Raw genomic sequence first — 16,638 nt, 5'->3', positions numbered from 1 at the left:
GGCTGGGAGAGACTGTTTTCTATTCTGCACTAGGGGAGTGGCGGGCAGTGCGGTGCAGCTGGCGGCAGCCGGCAATTCCCCGCAACACCAGGTGGGGATCCCAGCGCAGCTCTGGGTCAAGCGGGCCCAAGTGAGGGTGGAGCCACTTCCCATCCCCGCCGGTCAGCAGCAGGGGGCCTTGGGGAAAGCGGCGACGCCAGTCGGCAATGAACTCGCGCAAGCCAGCCAAGAGGGTGTGGAGGATGCCGCTGCGGATGGCAGCCACGGTGTCGTTGGCCCAGCGAGGGGGCAAGGGATCCTGCGGATCCCACTGCACTTTGGGCAGCAGGGCTGTGTGATCAGCCAACGCCTGCGCCTGCAACCCCAGGCCGGGCAAGATGGCCCCTCCCACCAGGGATCCTTCAGAGTCAGCTCCTGTGAGGGTCAGGGCAGTACCCGCGTCGATGACCAAACAGGGCCAGCCGTAGTGGATCCCGGCAGCCCACAGGGCCAAGGCCCGATCCAGCCCCAACCCCGGGTAGGGATCCCGCAGCGGCACCTGCGACAGCTCCAACTGATGCACCCAGGGCGATGCTGGCGGCAGGGGGGCAGAGCCCACAGGAGCCAGCCACAGCTCTGTCTGCTGCGGCCAGGACAAGGGCTGGTGAGCAGGAAACCGCTCCACCTTCACCAGGGTCTCCTCCACAAACCAACCCCAGCGCACGTGAGTGTTGCCCAGCACGGCTGCCAGCCACTCACGACAACAGTGCGAAGCGTTGAGATCTGCCCCCTCCTCAAAACTCATGCAACAGCTCTGCCTCCACGCGAAACAGCTCCACCGGCTGGTCGACAGGGATCCCGGCCAACCTCTTAGCGGTAGCAAGCTGCCATTCTGTCGTCAAAGCCTCTCCCGGCAGCAACACCGCTCCCCGGGTTCCAGAGCGGACAAATAGGCCCATGCGGGTGGGATCCACCTGCTCCACAGCGGCAAAAGGACTCCGTCCCGCCGACGCAATGGGCACTACCCGCCGCACAATGGCTACCTGAATGGAGGCTGACTCCAGCTCCCCGGGTTGCAGAGGTACGTAGCGCCAATCGCGGGTGACTGCCCCCACCGCCGCCCGGATGGTGGCCCTGGCCAGGTCCTCGCCGCTGGGATCCAAGCTGCCCCAGCAGCCACGGGGCCGACCCTCTGTACTCACCGTTACAAAAACCCCCGCAGAGCGCCGCCAGTGGGGCGGGATCTCCTCTGGAGGTGGCAGCACCTGGCCGGTGGCGAAGTAGTAGGCAATGGCCTGACGCGCCAGCGCCGGCAGGGTGTCAGGGAGAGGTTGTCGCCGGCTGGGAGAGGGGATCCCTTCTGAATCGGACTCCGTCCCGCCAGTGCGATCCCGTAAGCGGTGCGAGGCACCCATGGACTCCGGCGGAGGAACAGGGGCAGTTGTCTCAGAAGGCTGCGGCAGGGATCCCGTCCACAAGCCCAGCCCCGCAGCCAGGAGCAGGCCGATCGCGTTAGCGGGACGGAGTCCAATCGCGTTAGCGGGACGGAGTCCTTGAAGACCCAGCAATCGAACCGTGAAGTGAACTCGGCAGGTGAACACCCAAGAGAATCCCGTTGGTGGTCACAACAACCGTACTCTAAAAGCTACGTCCCCGCTGCTGCAAATACTTGAAAACGGTGTTTAGATCCTTGTCGCCGCGCCCAGAACAGTTGACCACCACCCGCTGCTGAGGGCCGATCGCGTTAGCGGGACGGAGTCCTTGCTGTGGGGCCAAAGTTTTCAGGTAGGCCAGCGCATGGGCCGTCTCCAGCGCGGGGATGATCCCTTCCAGGCGCGACAGCAGCAGCAGCGCTTCCACCGCTTCGTCGTCAGTAACCGCGTAGTACTCGGCCCGCCCGATTTCTTTTAGGTAGCTGTGCTCTGGCCCCACGCCAGGATAATCCAAGCCAGCGCTGATGGAGTGGGCCTCCTGAACCTGACCTTCTTCATCCTGCAGCAGGTAGCTCATCGCCCCGTGCAAGACCCCGATGCGACCGCGGTTGAGGGTAGCGGCGTGGCGGGGCGTGTGCAGCCCTTCTCCGGCAGCTTCGATGCCGATCAGCCGCACCTGGGGATCCCGGACAAACTCGTTGAACAGCCCCAGCGCATTGGATCCACCCCCCACACAGGCCAGCAACACATCCGGCAGCCCTCCCCATTTTTCCTGGCACTGCTGCCGCGTCTCCTGGCCAATGACATCGTGAAAGGCCCGCACCAGCTTCGGGTAAGGGTGGGGCCCCGCCACCGTGCCGATGACGTAGTGGGTGGTCTCCACGTTGGTTACCCAGTCGCGGATGGCCTCGGAGAGGGCGTCTTTGAGGGTGCGCGTGCCCGATTCCACTCCCCGCACCTCAGCGCCCAAAAGGCGCATCCGCTGCACATTGGGGGCCTGCCGCTCCATATCCAGCGCCCCCATGTAGATGACGCATTCTAGGCCAAAGCGGGCGCACACGGTTGCCGTGGCCACCCCATGTTGGCCGGCGCCAGTCTCGGCAATGATCCGCCGCTTGCCCATGCGCACCGCCAGCAGCACTTGGCCAAGGGCGTTGTTGATCTTGTGGGCGCCGGTGTGGTTGAGATCTTCCCGTTTGAGATAGATCTGCGGGCCGCCGTAGTATTCGGTTAGCCGCTGGGCAAAGTAGAGGGGGCTGGGCCGCCCAACAAAATCCCGCAACAGGTTGTGAAACTCGGCGCGAAAGTCGGGATCCCGCCAGTGATGCTCAAAGGCTTCCTCCAGCTCCGTTAGGGCGCTCATCAGGGTTTCCGGCACAAACCGACCCCCAAACGGCCCAAACCGCCCCTGGGGATCCGGACGCACCTGCGGGTCAAGGGGATCCAAAACACGAGGGGAAAAAGCAAAAGAAGCTGAGGTCATGGCAGAGTCCGTCCGGGCCTTGTAGCCTGCAACTAGAGAGAGGCTTTCCCATTCTACAGAAGGAAGGGGCGATGACCAGTCTCGCCTCTCTTCTTCTGCGGTGGGATCCCGAAAAGTTGTTTTGAACAAGGGTCTTCCCAGGATTTTTAAGATAAGGCCGTCCGATTTTGAGGCGGCCTTATGGACAAGCATCTGCAAGAGTTGCTCCAGCAAGAAGATCAAAAGCGCAGAGATGAAGAGGTGCGGCGCACCTATGCCCTTTCTCAAAAGTCCGAGGGGATGGTGATCCTTCTGTCTATTCTGCTTGCCTTCGGAGCCTACCTCTACACGCGGCGGTGGAAAGCTTTGATGGTTTTTCTGGGCTGGTGTTTCTTCCTTGGCGTGTTGTTTAGCGACGACGAGGGAGAGGTTTCCCTACCCGGACTGTTTCTGGCCTCCACCTGGGCAGCGGTAGACAATTGCAGCGCTATCCAGCGGGCAAGAGAAGAAATTGAACGGCTGCGCTCCGGCCAAAACCCTGATGTTGATCGGCAAACTTAAACTTGGTCGACAAAACAAAATAGTGGCCCAAAAATCGGTATTTTATTTCAAACTCTCGAAAAAGATGCTATACCTACTATTTCAAGTGGCACCCAGATACAAGCGGCGCAACCGACCCATTCTCAACGGCAGTGAAACTTGGATTCCTATTCCCTTTGTCTTTTGGGAAAGAGCTTGGACAAACCAAATTCTGTCCCCCTAGGAGAGGGGCTGGAGGTGAGAGAGCTTAGGATAGCTACAGATTAGAGCAATCAAAACCATGAAGTCTGCTGCTCGCCTAGCTTGTCTGCTTGCCGGACTGATCCTAGGAGCGGGGATCCCCGTCATTGCTCCCGCCCCCGCCCTTCCCGTTGCCCAAGCCGGTTTCCGGCCCTATCTCAATGCCCGTTTCGGCTACCGCATCGACTACCCGGCAGACTTTATCCCGCAAGGGGAATCCGACAATGGCGACGGCCAAGTGTTCCTCGGTCAAGACGGGGCTGAGCTGCGCGTTTGGGGTGGGTACAACATTTTTCAAGCAACGCCCGCCAGCGCCCTGCAGGAAGAACTTCGCCGCAGCCGGGAAAACCAACGCCGGGTTACTTACCAAGCTGTTGGCCGGGATTTCTTTGTGGTCTCCGGCTACGAGCCCGTTCGTGTCAGCGGTGCGGAGCCCTTTGGCCAGCGGATTTTCTATCTCAAAACAGTTGTCCGCCCTTCGCTGCAAGCTGGCTTTGAGTTCGTGTACCCGGCCAGCCGGCGCGAGCGCTATGACCGAGATGTGGAAGCTATAGCCCGTTCCCTGCGCCTTGCCGATCCCTGAGCTAGACCCAAGTTGGGGCATGATCGTAGGGATCCCTGGCAAAAACGATGGTGAAGAAACCTCTGGATGATTGCCTGCTGGAGCGGATGCGGGTTGTTGGCCTGTCTTCTTGGCGGGCTTTACAGGCCCAGGCCGGGATCAGCCGCCGCGCCCTTGATCAGGTGCGCCGAGGGAAGTGGGGATCCCTGCGCCTGGAGCAGCTCCAAAAGCTGGCTGCCGCCCTGCAGTGGGACTTGGGATCCCTGCTGCGCCTCAACGGGAATGACAAAATGGGAGCCACCGATTCCTCAGAAGTCCTCTTCTCTCTGCTGCAGCCGCTGCTCACCAGCTACCCCACTGTCCGCCAGATTGCCCAGCGCAAGCCCGATTGGCCGGCCCAAAACGTGACAGCTCTGTTTCGCTCCTTAGACGCTCTGCTGCAGCACTGGGGGTATGAGTCCATTGGCAGCCCCCTTGAATCCGTCCCCTTCGATCCGCAACGGCATCAGCCGGATCAGCCGGATATTCAGAAGGGGGATCCCGTTTACATTCGCTTTGTCGGCTACCGCCGCGGTGACCACATCCTCTGCCCAGCCAAAGTCAGCCGTTCCCTGCCTGGAGGATTGAGCTGATGGCACCTGCCCCCAAAGCGACCCTAGCCATTGATTTTGGCACCAGCAACACGGTGGTGGCAGTTTGGGATCCCGCCCAAGCAGTGCCCCGTCTCCTCACTCTTCCCGGCCTCTCTCGCCCAGACCACTCGGCTATTCCCAGCTTGGTCTACGTGAAGGGAAAAGGCCAGCTCCTGGTGGGGGAAACCGTGCGCGCCGGTCGGTGGGGGGCAGTGGATCCGCAACGGCTGTTTCAGGGGTTTAAGCGGGACTTGGTGGCGGAGTTTGTCCCTCCGCCGCGAGTTCTAGATGGAGAGCGCTACGACGCCGAGAGGGTGGCCCAAGCTTTTTTGCAGACGGTGATGGAAGCTGTCCCGAAAGAACACCTGCAGCCGCAACAGCTGGTGTTCACCGCCCCTGTCGGCTCTTTTGAGCGCTACCTCAATTGGCTGCGGGGAGTGGCCAGTGCCTGTGGCTGGGATCCCGTTCAAATTGTCGATGAAGCCACGGCAGCAGCCCTGGGCTATGCGGTTGGCCAGGCGGGATCCCTAGTGCTGGTGGTGGATTTCGGCGGCGGTACCTTGGATCTCAGCTTGGTGCGCACCCTCGCTCCCCAAGCGGGTAGCCCTGTCCTCAAAGCGGAGGTGATCGCCAAGGCCGATGCCTATGTGGGCGGGGTGGACATCGACATTTGGATTGCCGACTACCTACTGCAGCAACTGGGGCTAAGCCGACAGCAAATTGGAGCTCTGGGCTGGCTCAACCTCCTGGAGCAGGCGGAACAGCTCAAGATCGCCCTTTCCACTCAGATGGAAGCGGTGGGCAGTTGGTTTGACGACGAAGCCCTCACTGCCCATGAGTTGAAGTTAAGCCGGCAGGAGCTGGAAGAGATCCTGGAAGCTCGTCAGCTTTTGGATCAAATCCGCCAGTGCCTAGACGACGTTCTCCTCACCGCCCAGGCGAGGGGATTGGGCAAGAACCAAATTGAGCAGGTGCTCTTGGTAGGAGGCAGCTCCCAACTGCCAGCAGTTCAAGAGCTGCTGCGCTCCTACTTCGGCAAAAAGAAAGTGCGCTGCGAACGCCCCTTCGATGCTGTGGCCCTGGGCGCCCTGCAGGTGGGCCGCCAGGTGAAGCTGGAGGATCGCCTGCACCACAGCTATGCCCTCCGCCTCTGGGATCCCTTGCAGAAAAGCTACATCTACTACCCCCTCTTCGAACAGGGCAGCCCCTATCCCTGCCGACGGGCTGAGCCCTTGATCCTGCAAGTGGCCAACGACGGACAAACGGAGATTCGCCTGGAGGTGGGCGAAGTGGCCCAGGTAGTCCAGTCGGAAGTGGTTTACGACGAGCTGGGGCGGATGAGCAGCCGGCAGCTCACCCGGCAAACCGATTTCCGATCCCTAGCTCCTCTTGGATCCCCAACCGTTCGCGCTACTTCGACGGAGTCATCACCAATTTGTCTGGCCCGTTTGCAGCCCCCTGGCCGCGTGGGAGAGGATCGCCTTCGCGTCGAATTTGCCATTGATAGCTCGCGGCGCTTGTTGGTCACCATCACCGACCTGCAAACTCAGGCGCTCTTGGCAGAGGCCCAGCCTGTAGCCACCTTGAGTTAAGAGACGAAAGTAGAGAGAAGAGAGCGTCTTCACTGCAACGGAAGACAAAGAAAGCAATGTAAAGGGCACGACATGGCCACGATTCCCAACTCTCATCTCCCCTTGTGAGAGAGGGGTCGGGGGCTTGAGGAGAGTAGAGAGCGGTTGCGCCGACGGCGTGGGGTCTCAGGGGAAGGATCTCAATCATTGATATTGTTGATATTGATTATTGATTGAGAATGGCTGCATATCCAGTGATCTCTGTAGCGACTTGATGAATAATCTGAGCGATGGGATATGAATCTGATTTGCGTTTAACTACACTTCTTCTCTTGAGCTACCTTGGGAACAAATCTTGCTCTTGTCACCACCGCCCCATTTTGCCCGTCCTCCCCTCGACTTTATTCCGCCCGCCTATAGCGCCTGGGTGCTACGGCTCGTCCACGGGATCCTGCCCCTGCTCTTGCGGGTGAGGGTGCGGCGCTGGCTTCCTTCCGGCATTGCCAAAATCGAGGCCACAGGGGCGGAGATCTTGGCGCGGCTCTACCACCAGTTCCAGGAGGGTCAAATTCGCCTAGTCCTGGCTTTCCGACATGTGGAGGTGGATGACCCGCTGGTGGGCCTGTACGTTCTATCTCGCCTGGTGCCCGAAGCCGCCCGTCGACAAGGGATCCGCCTTCGAGAACCCCTTCACGCCCATTTTCTCTACGACCGGGGCATGCCCCTCTGGGGAGGGGAATGGCTGGGGTGGCTGTTGTCTCGCCTGGGCGGGATCCCTATACGCCGCGGTCGGAGGGTGGATCGGGTGGCGCTAAAGGCGGCCCGGCAACTGCTCCTGGATGGGCAATTTCCCTTTGCAATCGCCCCAGAAGGAGCCACCAACGGCCACAGCGAACGGATCAATCCCCTGGAACCGGGAATGGCTCAGCTGTGCTTTTGGTGCGCCGAGGACCTGGCCAAAGCTGGTCGCTCAGAGACCGTCATTTTGCTGCCCATTGGCATTCGGTACTACTACACGGATCCCTCCTGGACGAAGCTGGAGCGCCTGCTGGCGCGCCTTGAGCACTTGAGTGGGTTGACGCCTCCGAAGCCAGAGCCAAGATCCTCCAGGAGCCCCAACCTTCGCTACACCCAGCGGATCTGCCGCCTAGCCCAGCATCTCCTGGGACAACTGGAAGCCTTCTACGACCTACCTCCTTTTGTCTCCGAAAGAGATGATAAAGAGCCACCGCTAGAGCAGAGGCTAGCCCCTGGCCACTTCAACGCTCGCCTGGGGCGGCTGCTCCACAAAGCTCTGGAAACTGCGGAGACCTACTTCGGCCTATCTCCCCAGGGGGATTGGAACAGCCGTTGCCGCCGCATTGAAGAAGTCGCCTGGATCCAGATTTACCGAGAAGAATTGCGGCATCCTGGATCCCTGTCTCCCCTGCAGCGGGGGTTGCTCGACTGGAAAGCCCACCAGGCAACGCTCTACCTGCAGCACATGCGCTTGGTGGAAAGCTGTGTAGCCGTCCAGGAAGAGTATTTGCTGAGCAAACCCTCTTTTGAGCGGCTGGCAGAAACTGCCCTCATTCTATTTGATGTGCTGGCCCGCCTTCGAGGGGAATCCTACCCAGCCCGCCCTCGCCTAGGCTGGCGGGGGGTTCACGTGACCGTCGGGGATCCCATCTCCGTTAGCGAGCGGTTAGAGCGGTATTGCCGAGGCCGCCAGGAAGCCAAACAGGCGGTGACCGAGCTAACTCAGGATGTTTTTTCTTTCCAATTTCTTTCTTTTTCCTTTCCAATTTCTAGGGATCCCCCAAGGGGGGAACCAGCTTAGGTGAGAAGCCTGGCACTACTGCCGAGAGACTGCTGAAAGATAAACCACCTTCCCATCATAGAACAGAGCTGAGCCTTGGTCGCCCCGCTGGGACTCTGCTCGGTACTCCCAGCAGCAATAGGAACTCACTGTGGTTTTCCACAACCAGGTGAGGTACTGCTCCGGCCTCGCTCACCTCGGTGATGGTTGCTTCCTGGGTTTGCAGATCTGGAAGGCGATAGGCAACTTCCTGCTCCCCCTGAGAAAAGAGAGGGAAAACCTGGAAACTGCCCTCTTGAATGGGATCGCCTATACGCAGGGTTGGAAAGTTAAGGCTGGCCATCGACTCCTCCTTCTTAAAACTTAAAAGGGTGTTGCAGAAGCTGCCCTTCCCCTTGTTGGCTTGGGATCAGCTCGCCGGATCCTGCTCCAATCTAAAGTCCTTTGGAAATGCTCCCTTCCTAAAAAAAAGAGGTGAGGGGACAGCCTTCGCCTTTCGGGACTCTGGTAGCGCGGATGGAAATCATCCTGACCAAAAGAGAGGGATCCCAAAAAAGGGATCCCTGCCTCAATATCTGGGGTTGATCTCTAGCCTGAAATAATTGAAATTAATCAGCACTAGTGAGTATCAAAGCACTCCGGGACTAGTCCCGCTCAATGTACAAAAAAAGCACTGCCATGCCCACTGCAGGAAGCAGCCAACCAACAATGGGGATAAAAATCCAAGGAAGATAAGCAGCAGCGTAAGAACCGGTCATGATTTTGCTCCTCTCAAGTGACTTGACAAACTTGACAACTAATTCACCAGCCCTCGAAAGATGGCGTCGATCCCGGCAAAGTTCTCCAGCAGGAAATAGGCAGCGAACACGCCACCCATACCTCCCAAGAAAAATCCTGCCGTCAGATCCCCCCAACCCCGAGCTGTAGCCAGAGGAGCGGCCCCCGGTGTTTCTGGCTTGTTTCCGAAGGTAACGCTGCCATAGGCCGACATGCAGGCGGTTCCCAGCAGCACAATCGCCATCGCCGTAACCAGCCCGCCTAAGTTAGCTGCCTCAGGGTAATCCCGCAGCGGCCCCAGCACAATTTCTGGCCCTACCAAGAAATAGCCATGGGCCAGCCCAATTTCTAGACCCCGCAACAGCGGCGATAAGCCAGGACGGTTGATGGGGAGATTGTTGATGAACAGACGGGTGACAGGAGAATCGCTGATGGGCGTCGAAAGATGCCCCTCGCAGGGATCGTCGTTAAAGGTGCGAATGTAATCCATGTCCGAATGTCCTGCCTGGAATTTTGCGATTCATTCTACGGGGCCTAAGTTACCCTCTCGGCAACCACCACCCGGATCGTTAAAAAAGTTCATGCTCGCTTAACACAGAGATAGCTCTTCTAAATAAGTTTGAGACATAAGTTTGAGACATTCCCTCGCAGAACCTGTCCTCAGCAATTCGCGCTCTTGCCCATGATCCCTGACCTGCTAACGTGAACTTCACCCTCTCCAGGGGGAGAAGAGAGAAGTCCAGATTCACCGCCTGGTTGTAACCAGTGGTGAGGAATAGCGGCAGCTTTTTCGGACTGTGTATTGAGTATTAAGTTGAGTATTAAGGTCTGCAATGAAGTGGGATCCCTGCTGGGCAAGGGATCGATATTGCGCTGTGGTAGGTAGCCCCGAAAAAAGTGGTAGATACAACAGCATTGAAAGGCCTAACTGAATTCAGCTAGGCCATAAAAACCATGCGGCTTTGTACCCCTACCTATTGCGGGCTACTACCAGACTAACAGACTAAAAACCTCAAACTTACAGGCTCGAGCCCAAGCCCACATAGGAGCCATAGAAGAAAAGCCCAACTACCGTGATCACACCCAAACCGGCAACCACAGCCACTATCCACAAAGGGATCCTTGCTTGACTGGTCATAGCAACTGGTCTCCAAAAAAGACAGAACTAGCAGCAATTACATCCTCAGTAAACTTAGCAAAGGGGAGCAAGGGCTAGCCAAAAGCCAGCATTGCCCCCTGCGCTCTTTCCCAACTCCAAGAGCAGAGTGGGATCCTGGCCTCAGTTGAGAAAATAGCTGGAGAACAACAGCCCAACCACAAACACCAGCAGCAAACCCAAGTAAAGGGAAGTGCGGTTTAGCTCGACAGGTTGGGAGTTGGGATTCCTTTCGGGTTGATCAGCCATTGGGTTCACCGTTGAATAAACTGCATTGCAGCAATGGCTCCCAAGAAGAAAACCGTTGGGATCGCCAAGGTATGCACCGCCAGCCAACGGACGGTAAAAACAGGGTAAAAAACGGGTTCATCAGATTTAGTGGCCATAGATATCACCCTACGCAAAAAGCTCAATCAACTTACAAATTGCAACAACGAATAGTCCACTTACCCACGGGCACTCCTAGCGAGTCAGCCTCTCCAACTCCTCCAGAGCATTGAAGCGATCGCTGACGATCGGCAACTCCTGGCGTTCTGCCGTGAAATACTCATTGGGGCGTGGGGTGCCAAAAATATCATAGGCCAGGCCGGTGCTCACAAAAAGCCAGCCTGCCAAAAACAAAGCGGGAATGGTCAGGGCGTGAATAACCCAGTAGCGGACACTGGTAATGATATCGACAAAAGGTCGCTCTCCGGTGCTGCCAGCCATGAAACTCCTCCCTAGGGTAGGGGCAAAAGTGCTTTCTGAACTTTCTGAGTCTATAACACAATGATAAGGATTTGGATGCACAACTACAAGTTACGAGACCCTTGCTTAGGCCCTTTGCTGTCAAGCCGGATCCCGTCTTGCATAGGTAAAATCTCCTAAGGGATCCCTGCGGCGAACCTTCTTACCCGAGTTTTCAGAGTCTCACTGCCAAAGGGCGCAATCCCAAGGGGCATCGAGGGCTTGAGGATGGGGCGGAAGTTTGAGATAAGCTGGCCCTGAGGGGATGTTGTTGGAACAGGAGTGACAGCTATGCGGTGCTCGTGGCCCCTAGCTCTGAGCTTGTGTTGGACGCTGGGCTGGTCGGGTGTCAGCTTGCCGGCTTGGTCCCAAGGGGTGGAGCAGCAAGCCTCGCTGGCCTGGACCGACCCCTACGTGGCGGCTCTGGAACGTCAGACAGATGTGGTGATCACCCAAGAACCCCTGTCAGCCACCCTGACCCGTCTGGAATTGGCCCAGTGGCTGACGGAGTTTTTCGGCTACATTCCCAATCCCAACCAGGTGCAGGAGATTCGCGACCTGGAGCCCAACACCCCCGACTATTGGACTGCCCAAGCCGTGCTGCAGGCGGGGGCCATGCGCCTATACGAGGGCAACGAGTTTCGCCCGCAAGGGGATATCACCCACCTGGAAGCCCTGGCCATTTTGGTGCGGGCTCTGCAATTGCCTGCTCCCACCCAGGCCGACATTGAGCGCTGGATGGCTCTGTACACCGATGCGGCTGATGTGCCGGAGGTAGGGCGGGCTTTTGTGGCCATGGCAGGCGAGGCGGGGCTGCTGGTGAATGTGCCGGATCCGGCCCGTCTTCAGCCCAATCGGGTGCTGAGGCGAGCAGAAGGGGCAGTGTTGTTGCATCAGGCCCTGGTATATCGCGGTCAGCTTCCGCCCTTGCCACCCCCTGTGGCCCAGTTGCGTCCCTCCCCAGCCCGGGTGGCCGAGACTGTCCAACCCGAAATCTTCCAAACGCGGATCACTCCCGAGGGAGGAAGTGTTCCTGCAGGGGGAACCTTGACCATTGAAGCGCAGGCCACTCCCAACGGCAGGGCTACGGTTGATATCGGCGGCGTGGTTCAGGGTCTGCCGATGCAGGAGGTGCAGCCCGGCTACTACCGCGCAGTTTATAGCCTTGGTCCTCAGGATGCCGTCTTTGGCCCCGACATCAGTATTCAGTTGACCCTCAATGGCGTCAGTACCCGCGTTCAACGGCGGCTACCTCAACTGGCCTTGGGCAATGTTGCTCCTCCGCCAGTGGAATCAGTATTTCCGCCCCCAGCTCCTCTGCCGCAGCCAGCCCCTCTGACTGCAGCCAGCAATCGCTATCCGCGCATTGAGGCCATTCGCTTGGATCCCCAGCGCGACTTGGTGGAAGGGGACATTCTCACCATTGCCATTTGGGGGGAATCTGGAGGGATCGCCCAGTTTGATCTGGGGAATCTGGCCCTGAACCAGCCGATGCGGGAGGTACGACCCAACCACTACGAAGGCACCTACGTGGTAGCCCCCACCCACCAGGCCAACAATCCCACCTTGAGGATTGTGCTCACCAAGGACGGCCTCAGCCAGGAACATCGGGAGATTTTTCCTTTTTCCATCGATGGCTCCAGAGGAACCCGCTCCACCATTCAGCCGGTTTCCGCACCCGTCGCCACGGGACTGCCCCAGATTTTCAGTGTCACCACCAACAGCACCAATCTGCGCATGGGAGAAATTCTCAAAGTCACCATGCGAGGGGATCCGGGGGGGCGGGCTGCTTTTCGGATTATTGGGATAACGCCCGAAGTTGAAATGCGGGAGGTGGCGCCGGGCCTATACGAAACCCAGCAGCAGTTGCCCTTCAACATGCAGCCGGTCAACAACGGCATCATCGAGGTGATTTTGCAAAGAGGGGGCCAAAAGACCACCCAAACCAGCCCCTCGCCCATTACCATCGCCCCTTAGCTAGGATCCCCGAGAAGGCTAAACTGCTGCCTCAAAGGGATCGGCGCTGCGCTGGATCTGCGTAGAGAGCTTGGGGATTACCTGCAGGTTGAACTGTTGCTCGAAGACTTTTTTCTTCTCGTTTAAGCTCCACAACTCTAGGGCACAGTCGTCCTTGGGATGCCTGGGATCCAAAATCAACTCCATGCGGCGGGGGCCTTCTCCCAGGAGCTGAAAACGGCAGTGCAGGGCTTGAATGGCCTGCAGGCGGCGGCGATCCAAAGCACAGGCTATGCGCAGCAGGGGGCTCAGTTCCAGCACCACTTGGCGATCCCGCTCGTCGCTGAGGCGCTGGAAGTTCTCGTGCTTCTTCTTGGGGGGCGACTTGCGGTGGTAGCGGGCCAAGTTGGCGATCACCTCCACCTCTTCTTCGTTGAAGCCCAAGAGTTCTCCATGGCGGATCAGGTAGTAGGAGTGCTTGTGGTGGGCGGCATGGCTGATGAAGTGGCCGCAGTTGTGCAGCATGGCCGCCGCCCAGAGAAGAGCCCGCTCCCGGGATCCCCAGCCATGCAGGATGCCGCGGGTTTGATCGAAAAGGCTGAGGGCAAACTCGGCCACCCGCTCGGCATAGGGGATCTCCACCTGGTATTTTTCCGCCAGCTTGAGCACACTGCGCCGCCGCACCGAGCTGTGGTAGCGCAGCCGATCCTCAATCAGCCCTTGGCCGATCATCCAGTCCACGATCAGCCCTTCCCGCAGAGCCCGTTCGCAAAACTGGATCCGCTCCACCCCCAGCAGGGTCATCACTTCTTCCAAGATGACCGCCCCGGCTAGGATGATCTCCCCCCGCCTTTCCCCCAGGCCGGGCAGCTTTTGCCGTTCGGCCACCGTGAGGGAGCGCAGCTCTTTGATGTAGCCGCGCAGGGCTTCCAGGCTGAACTCATACCCCTGCAGGCGATGGGGGAGAGCGCCCAACCGACGGCGGGCATCCAACTGGGCCAGGCACTCGACGGTGCCAGAGGTGCCCACCAAAGGCAGGGATCCCTGTTGTTGTGAAGAGGCAAGGATCCGCTTCATCTGCTCGATGGGGGATTCCAGCATGCCGCGGATGTGCTGGCGCAGGGCTTGCAGTTCGCCAGAAGTGGGCGGGTCGTGGTGCAAAAAAGCCTGGGTCAGACGCACTGCCCCTACCTTGACGCTGCGCAGAAACTCCGGCTCTTGGCCATTGCCCAAAATCAGCTCGGTGGAGCCGCCACCAATATCCACCACCGCGTGCAGCCGGTTGTGGAACTCCATCGCCGAGAGCACCCCCAGGTAGATGCGGCGGGCCTCTTCCTGCCCCGAGATTAACTCCACCCGCAGGCCCAGCTCCCGTTCAATCCGCTTCAAAAACTCCAGCCCATTGGGGGCCTCGCGCACAGCACTGGTAGCCACGGCAACAATATCCTGCACCTGAAAGCTCTCAGCAATGCGGCAAAACCGCTCCAGAGCCGTCCGGGCCCGTTCCATAGCTGCAGGCGTGAGGGCGCCCGTCTGGCTGCAAAACTCCCCCAGCCGGACGGTGGCTTTTTCGCGGGAGATGATGGTGAAGCTGGGGATACGGGGATTGATGCGCACCACCACCATGTGGAGAGAGTTGCTGCCCACATCGATGGCCGCCAGAACGGGGGCAGCCCAAGATTCAGGACGAGAAGCCGGGCCGGTTTCGGAAACTGGGGGAGCAGAGGCGACAGGGCATTCCGTGAAGTTGGTGGGCGAAGAGATCATGGCTCGGGTGTGGGGGTCAACCCCTTTAGGATACTGTGTACTTTCCCCCCTTGTTCCGGGCCGAGTCGTGAGGTGAGGTTCGCGGTTGACTCGGCAAACAGGGGAATTGATTAGCTGGGGATCCCTGCCGCTCTCGCCCCAGCCTAAGATAGGGACACAGTATTTGATTTGTTTGTTTCAAAGTAGGTTCCGATGTCTCAGCCAGCCGAATCACCTCAGAAGGCCAACAGCACCCTCAAACTGCTGCGCACTCACGAGTCTCCCAAACTGGAGCGCATCCGCCACACCACTTCCCATGTCCTGGCTATGGCGGTGCAAAAGCTGTTTCCCAAGGCCCAGGTGACCATCGGCCCCACAACCGACTACGGCTTCTACTACGATTTTGACCATCCCGAGCCCTTCACGCCGGAAGATCTGGATCGCATCAAAAAAGAGATGCAGGCAATCATCAAAAAGGGCCTGCCGGTGATCCGCGAGGAGGTGAGCCGTGAAGAGGCCAGGCGCCGCATCGAAGCCCTCGGAGAACCCTACAAGCTGGAGATCTTAGACAGCATTCCCGAAGGGGAGGTCATCAGCATTTACCACTTGGGGAATGAATGGTGGGATCTCTGTGCCGGTCCCCACGTGGAAAACACCCAAGAGCTCAACCCCAAAGCTTTCGATCTGCTCAGCGTGGCCGGCGCTTATTGGCGGGGGGATGAAACCAAGCCGCAGCTCCAACGCATCTACGGCACCGCCTGGGAAACTCCAGAGGAGCTGAAGGAATACAAGCGGCGGCTGGAGGAGGCCAAACGGCGGGATCACCGCAAGCTGGGCAAAGAACTGGGTCTCTTCCTGTTTTCCGATGAAGTGGGTCCGGGCTTGCCCCTTTGGACTCCGAAAGGAACTACCCTACGCTGGGTGCTGGAGGATTTTCTCAAGCAGGAGCAGCTCAAGCGGGGCTACCTGCCGGTGGTTACCCCTCATATTGCCCGTGTGGACTTGTTCAAGATCTCCGGCCACTGGCAAAAGTATCGGGAAGATATGTTTCCCATGATGGCGGAGAATGAGCAGGCGCGTGCGGCTGAACAGGGCTTTGTCATGAAGCCGATGAACTGTCCTTTTCACATCCAAATCTATAAATCAGAGCTGAGATCCTACCGCGATTTGCCGCTGCGCTATGCCGAGTTCGGCACCGTCTATCGCTACGAACAATCGGGGGAATTGGGGGGCTTGACCCGCGTTCGCGGCTTTACGGTGGACGACGCCCACTTGTTCGTTCGTCCCGATCAGTTGGAAGAAGAGTTTCTCAAGGTTGTCGATCTCATTCTGGTGGTTTTCGACAAGCTCAAACTCAAAGATTTTCGCGCCCGCCTCAGCTTCCGCGATCCCAAGTCTGACAAATATCTGGGATCCCCTGAGGACTGGGACAGGGCCGAGAATGCCATCCGTCGCGCTGTAGAGAAGCTCTCGATGCCTCATTTTGAAGGGATCGGCGAAGCAGCCTTCTATGGGCCAAAGCTGGATTTTATTTTCCGCGACGCCCTGGATCGGGAGTGGCAACTGGGCACGGTGCAGGTGGATTACCAAAACCCACAGCGCTTTGATCTGCAATACGTAGCTGAGGACGGATCCCGGCAACGCCCGGTGATGATCCACCGCGCTCCCTTTGGCTCGCTGGAGCGGCTGATTGGGATCCTCATCGAAGAATACGCTGGGGATTTTCCCTTCTGGCTGGCCCCGGAACAGGTGCGCATTTTGCCCGTTTCCGATCAGTATCTGGGCTACGCCACCCAAGTGCGGGATCAGCTGCGAGAGCAGGGGATCCGCGTCCACATCGATGCCGACAGCGATCGTTTGCCCAAAAAAATCCGCAATGCCGAGAAGGCCCGGATCCCCTTCATGCTGATCGTGGGGGAACAGGAACAAGCGGCAGGAACGGTGAGCGTGCGCCAGCGCCATGGACAGGAGCTGGGATCCCTGACGGTGGCAGACTTCCTGGATCAGGTGCAGGCGCTCAACTAGCCGGTTGCGGCAATGGAGGGCAGTGGAGTTTTCAG

General features: G+C 58.7%; 18 protein-coding genes. 7 read left to right on the top strand and 11 right to left on the bottom strand.

Going from position 1 to position 16,638, the window contains the following annotated elements:
- Positions 1 to 19: 19 nt before the first annotated feature.
- From CYB_RS07190 to trpB, 3 genes are read right to left on the bottom strand one after another with little or no spacing between them, the layout of a single operon-like run.
- The gene (locus tag CYB_RS07190) at positions 20 to 784 is read right to left on the bottom strand and encodes a pantothenate kinase (RefSeq protein WP_011433124.1); all 765 of its coding nucleotides are present in this window, start codon (positions 782 to 784) and stop codon (positions 20 to 22) included.
- Positions 774 to 1,580 (bottom strand): AMMECR1 domain-containing protein, encoded by an 807-nt coding sequence (locus tag CYB_RS07185; RefSeq protein WP_011433123.1) that lies wholly within the window; start codon positions 1,578 to 1,580, stop codon positions 774 to 776. Before CYB_RS07185 ends, CYB_RS07190 begins: the two co-directional genes overlap by 11 nt.
- 37 nt (positions 1,581 to 1,617) lie before the next feature.
- A complete protein-coding gene (gene trpB / locus CYB_RS07180) occupies positions 1,618 to 2,895 on the bottom strand; it encodes a tryptophan synthase subunit beta (protein ID WP_011433122.1) in 1,278 nt (425 codons plus the stop codon).
- 180 nt (positions 2,896 to 3,075) lie between these two features.
- Here trpB and CYB_RS07175 point away from each other — a divergent pair, with 180 nt between their 5' ends.
- The 5 genes from CYB_RS07175 to CYB_RS07155 all read left to right on the top strand — a co-directional run bounded on the left by CYB_RS07175 (position 3,076) and on the right by CYB_RS07155 (position 8,238).
- Positions 3,076 to 3,435, top strand: a complete 360-nt coding sequence (locus CYB_RS07175) for a hypothetical protein (RefSeq protein WP_011433121.1) — start codon at positions 3,076 to 3,078, stop codon at positions 3,433 to 3,435.
- 259 nt (positions 3,436 to 3,694) lie between these two features.
- Complete coding sequence (locus CYB_RS07170) at positions 3,695 to 4,237, top strand: hypothetical protein (protein WP_011433119.1); 543 nt, start codon at positions 3,695 to 3,697, stop codon at positions 4,235 to 4,237.
- Positions 4,238 to 4,284: 47 nt separating this feature from the next.
- Positions 4,285 to 4,848: a helix-turn-helix domain-containing protein gene (locus tag CYB_RS07165; protein ID WP_202943695.1), complete on the top strand. Its 564-nt coding sequence runs from the start codon at positions 4,285 to 4,287 to the stop codon at positions 4,846 to 4,848.
- Positions 4,848 to 6,440: an Hsp70 family protein gene (locus CYB_RS07160; protein WP_011433117.1), complete on the top strand. Its 1,593-nt coding sequence runs from the start codon at positions 4,848 to 4,850 to the stop codon at positions 6,438 to 6,440. Before CYB_RS07165 ends, CYB_RS07160 begins: the two co-directional genes overlap by 1 nt.
- A gap of 334 nt (positions 6,441 to 6,774) precedes the next feature.
- The gene (locus CYB_RS07155) at positions 6,775 to 8,238 is read left to right on the top strand and encodes a 1-acyl-sn-glycerol-3-phosphate acyltransferase (RefSeq protein WP_238376717.1); all 1,464 of its coding nucleotides are present in this window, start codon (positions 6,775 to 6,777) and stop codon (positions 8,236 to 8,238) included.
- 55 nt (positions 8,239 to 8,293) lie between these two features.
- Here CYB_RS07155 and CYB_RS15140 read toward each other — a convergent pair whose 3' ends face one another.
- The 7 genes from CYB_RS15140 to psbE all read right to left on the bottom strand — a co-directional run bounded on the left by CYB_RS15140 (position 8,294) and on the right by psbE (position 10,858).
- A complete protein-coding gene (locus tag CYB_RS15140; protein ID WP_011433115.1) occupies positions 8,294 to 8,560 on the bottom strand; it encodes an ARPP-1 family domain-containing protein in 267 nt (88 codons plus the stop codon).
- A 301-nt stretch (positions 8,561 to 8,861) separates the two neighbouring features.
- Complete coding sequence (locus CYB_RS07140) at positions 8,862 to 8,975, bottom strand: photosystem I reaction center subunit VIII (RefSeq protein WP_011433114.1); 114 nt, start codon at positions 8,973 to 8,975, stop codon at positions 8,862 to 8,864.
- A 38-nt stretch (positions 8,976 to 9,013) separates the two neighbouring features.
- Positions 9,014 to 9,484, bottom strand: a complete 471-nt coding sequence (locus CYB_RS07135; RefSeq protein WP_011433113.1) for a photosystem I reaction center protein subunit XI — start codon at positions 9,482 to 9,484, stop codon at positions 9,014 to 9,016.
- A gap of 528 nt (positions 9,485 to 10,012) precedes the next feature.
- Positions 10,013 to 10,132, bottom strand: coding sequence for a photosystem II reaction center protein J (locus tag CYB_RS07130; RefSeq protein WP_011433112.1), 120 nt, complete (start codon positions 10,130 to 10,132; stop codon positions 10,013 to 10,015).
- A gap of 141 nt (positions 10,133 to 10,273) precedes the next feature.
- Positions 10,274 to 10,399 (bottom strand): photosystem II reaction center protein L, encoded by a 126-nt coding sequence (locus CYB_RS07125; protein WP_011433111.1) that lies wholly within the window; start codon positions 10,397 to 10,399, stop codon positions 10,274 to 10,276.
- 5 nt (positions 10,400 to 10,404) lie between these two features.
- Positions 10,405 to 10,536, bottom strand: coding sequence for a cytochrome b559 subunit beta (gene psbF / locus CYB_RS07120; RefSeq protein ID WP_011433110.1), 132 nt, complete (start codon positions 10,534 to 10,536; stop codon positions 10,405 to 10,407).
- A 76-nt stretch (positions 10,537 to 10,612) separates the two neighbouring features.
- A complete protein-coding gene (gene psbE / locus CYB_RS07115) occupies positions 10,613 to 10,858 on the bottom strand; it encodes a cytochrome b559 subunit alpha (RefSeq protein WP_011433109.1) in 246 nt (81 codons plus the stop codon).
- A 309-nt stretch (positions 10,859 to 11,167) separates the two neighbouring features.
- On the opposite strand from psbE, the gene CYB_RS07110 reads away from it, so the two are divergent.
- Positions 11,168 to 12,853: an S-layer homology domain-containing protein gene (locus CYB_RS07110; RefSeq protein ID WP_011433108.1), complete on the top strand. Its 1,686-nt coding sequence runs from the start codon at positions 11,168 to 11,170 to the stop codon at positions 12,851 to 12,853.
- 18 nt (positions 12,854 to 12,871) lie between these two features.
- Here the strand turns inward: CYB_RS07110 and CYB_RS07105 are convergent, their stop codons facing one another.
- Entirely contained in the window at positions 12,872 to 14,599 is a 1,728-nt protein-coding gene (locus CYB_RS07105; RefSeq protein WP_011433107.1) for a Ppx/GppA phosphatase family protein, read from the bottom strand.
- Positions 14,600 to 14,791: 192 nt separating this feature from the next.
- Here CYB_RS07105 and thrS point away from each other — a divergent pair, with 192 nt between their 5' ends.
- Complete coding sequence (gene thrS, locus CYB_RS07100) at positions 14,792 to 16,603, top strand: threonine--tRNA ligase (RefSeq protein ID WP_011433106.1); 1,812 nt, start codon at positions 14,792 to 14,794, stop codon at positions 16,601 to 16,603.
- The last annotated feature ends 35 nt before the right edge of the window (positions 16,604 to 16,638 follow it).

It is taken from the genome of Synechococcus sp. JA-2-3B'a(2-13) (genome assembly GCF_000013225.1).
GTDB lineage: Bacteria > Cyanobacteriota > Cyanobacteriia > Thermostichales > Thermostichaceae > Thermostichus.
Note: the sequence above shows the minus strand (reverse complement) of the source record. Positions and strands in the feature narration are given on the sequence as shown.

Coding starts and splice junctions, on each gene's coding strand:
- CYB_RS07190 (WP_011433124.1), bottom strand. CDS start 784: ATGAGTTTTGAGGAGGGGGCAGATCTCAACGCTTCGCACTGTTGTCGT.
- trpB (WP_011433122.1), bottom strand. CDS start 2,895: ATGACCTCAGCTTCTTTTGCTTTTTCCCCTCGTGTTTTGGATCCCCTT.
- CYB_RS07175 (WP_011433121.1), top strand. CDS start 3,076: ATGGACAAGCATCTGCAAGAGTTGCTCCAGCAAGAAGATCAAAAGCGC.
- CYB_RS07170 (WP_011433119.1), top strand. CDS start 3,695: ATGAAGTCTGCTGCTCGCCTAGCTTGTCTGCTTGCCGGACTGATCCTA.
- CYB_RS07165 (WP_202943695.1), top strand. CDS start 4,285: ATGGTGAAGAAACCTCTGGATGATTGCCTGCTGGAGCGGATGCGGGTT.
- CYB_RS07160 (WP_011433117.1), top strand. CDS start 4,848: ATGGCACCTGCCCCCAAAGCGACCCTAGCCATTGATTTTGGCACCAGC.
- CYB_RS15140 (WP_011433115.1), bottom strand. CDS start 8,560: ATGGCCAGCCTTAACTTTCCAACCCTGCGTATAGGCGATCCCATTCAA.
- CYB_RS07140 (WP_011433114.1), bottom strand. CDS start 8,975: ATGACCGGTTCTTACGCTGCTGCTTATCTTCCTTGGATTTTTATCCCC.
- CYB_RS07135 (WP_011433113.1), bottom strand. CDS start 9,484: ATGGATTACATTCGCACCTTTAACGACGATCCCTGCGAGGGGCATCTT.
- CYB_RS07130 (WP_011433112.1), bottom strand. CDS start 10,132: ATGACCAGTCAAGCAAGGATCCCTTTGTGGATAGTGGCTGTGGTTGCC.
- CYB_RS07125 (WP_011433111.1), bottom strand. CDS start 10,399: ATGGCTGATCAACCCGAAAGGAATCCCAACTCCCAACCTGTCGAGCTA.
- psbF (WP_011433110.1), bottom strand. CDS start 10,536: ATGGCCACTAAATCTGATGAACCCGTTTTTTACCCTGTTTTTACCGTC.
- psbE (WP_011433109.1), bottom strand. CDS start 10,858: ATGGCTGGCAGCACCGGAGAGCGACCTTTTGTCGATATCATTACCAGT.
- CYB_RS07110 (WP_011433108.1), top strand. CDS start 11,168: ATGCGGTGCTCGTGGCCCCTAGCTCTGAGCTTGTGTTGGACGCTGGGC.
- CYB_RS07105 (WP_011433107.1), bottom strand. CDS start 14,599: ATGATCTCTTCGCCCACCAACTTCACGGAATGCCCTGTCGCCTCTGCT.
- thrS (WP_011433106.1), top strand. CDS start 14,792: ATGTCTCAGCCAGCCGAATCACCTCAGAAGGCCAACAGCACCCTCAAA.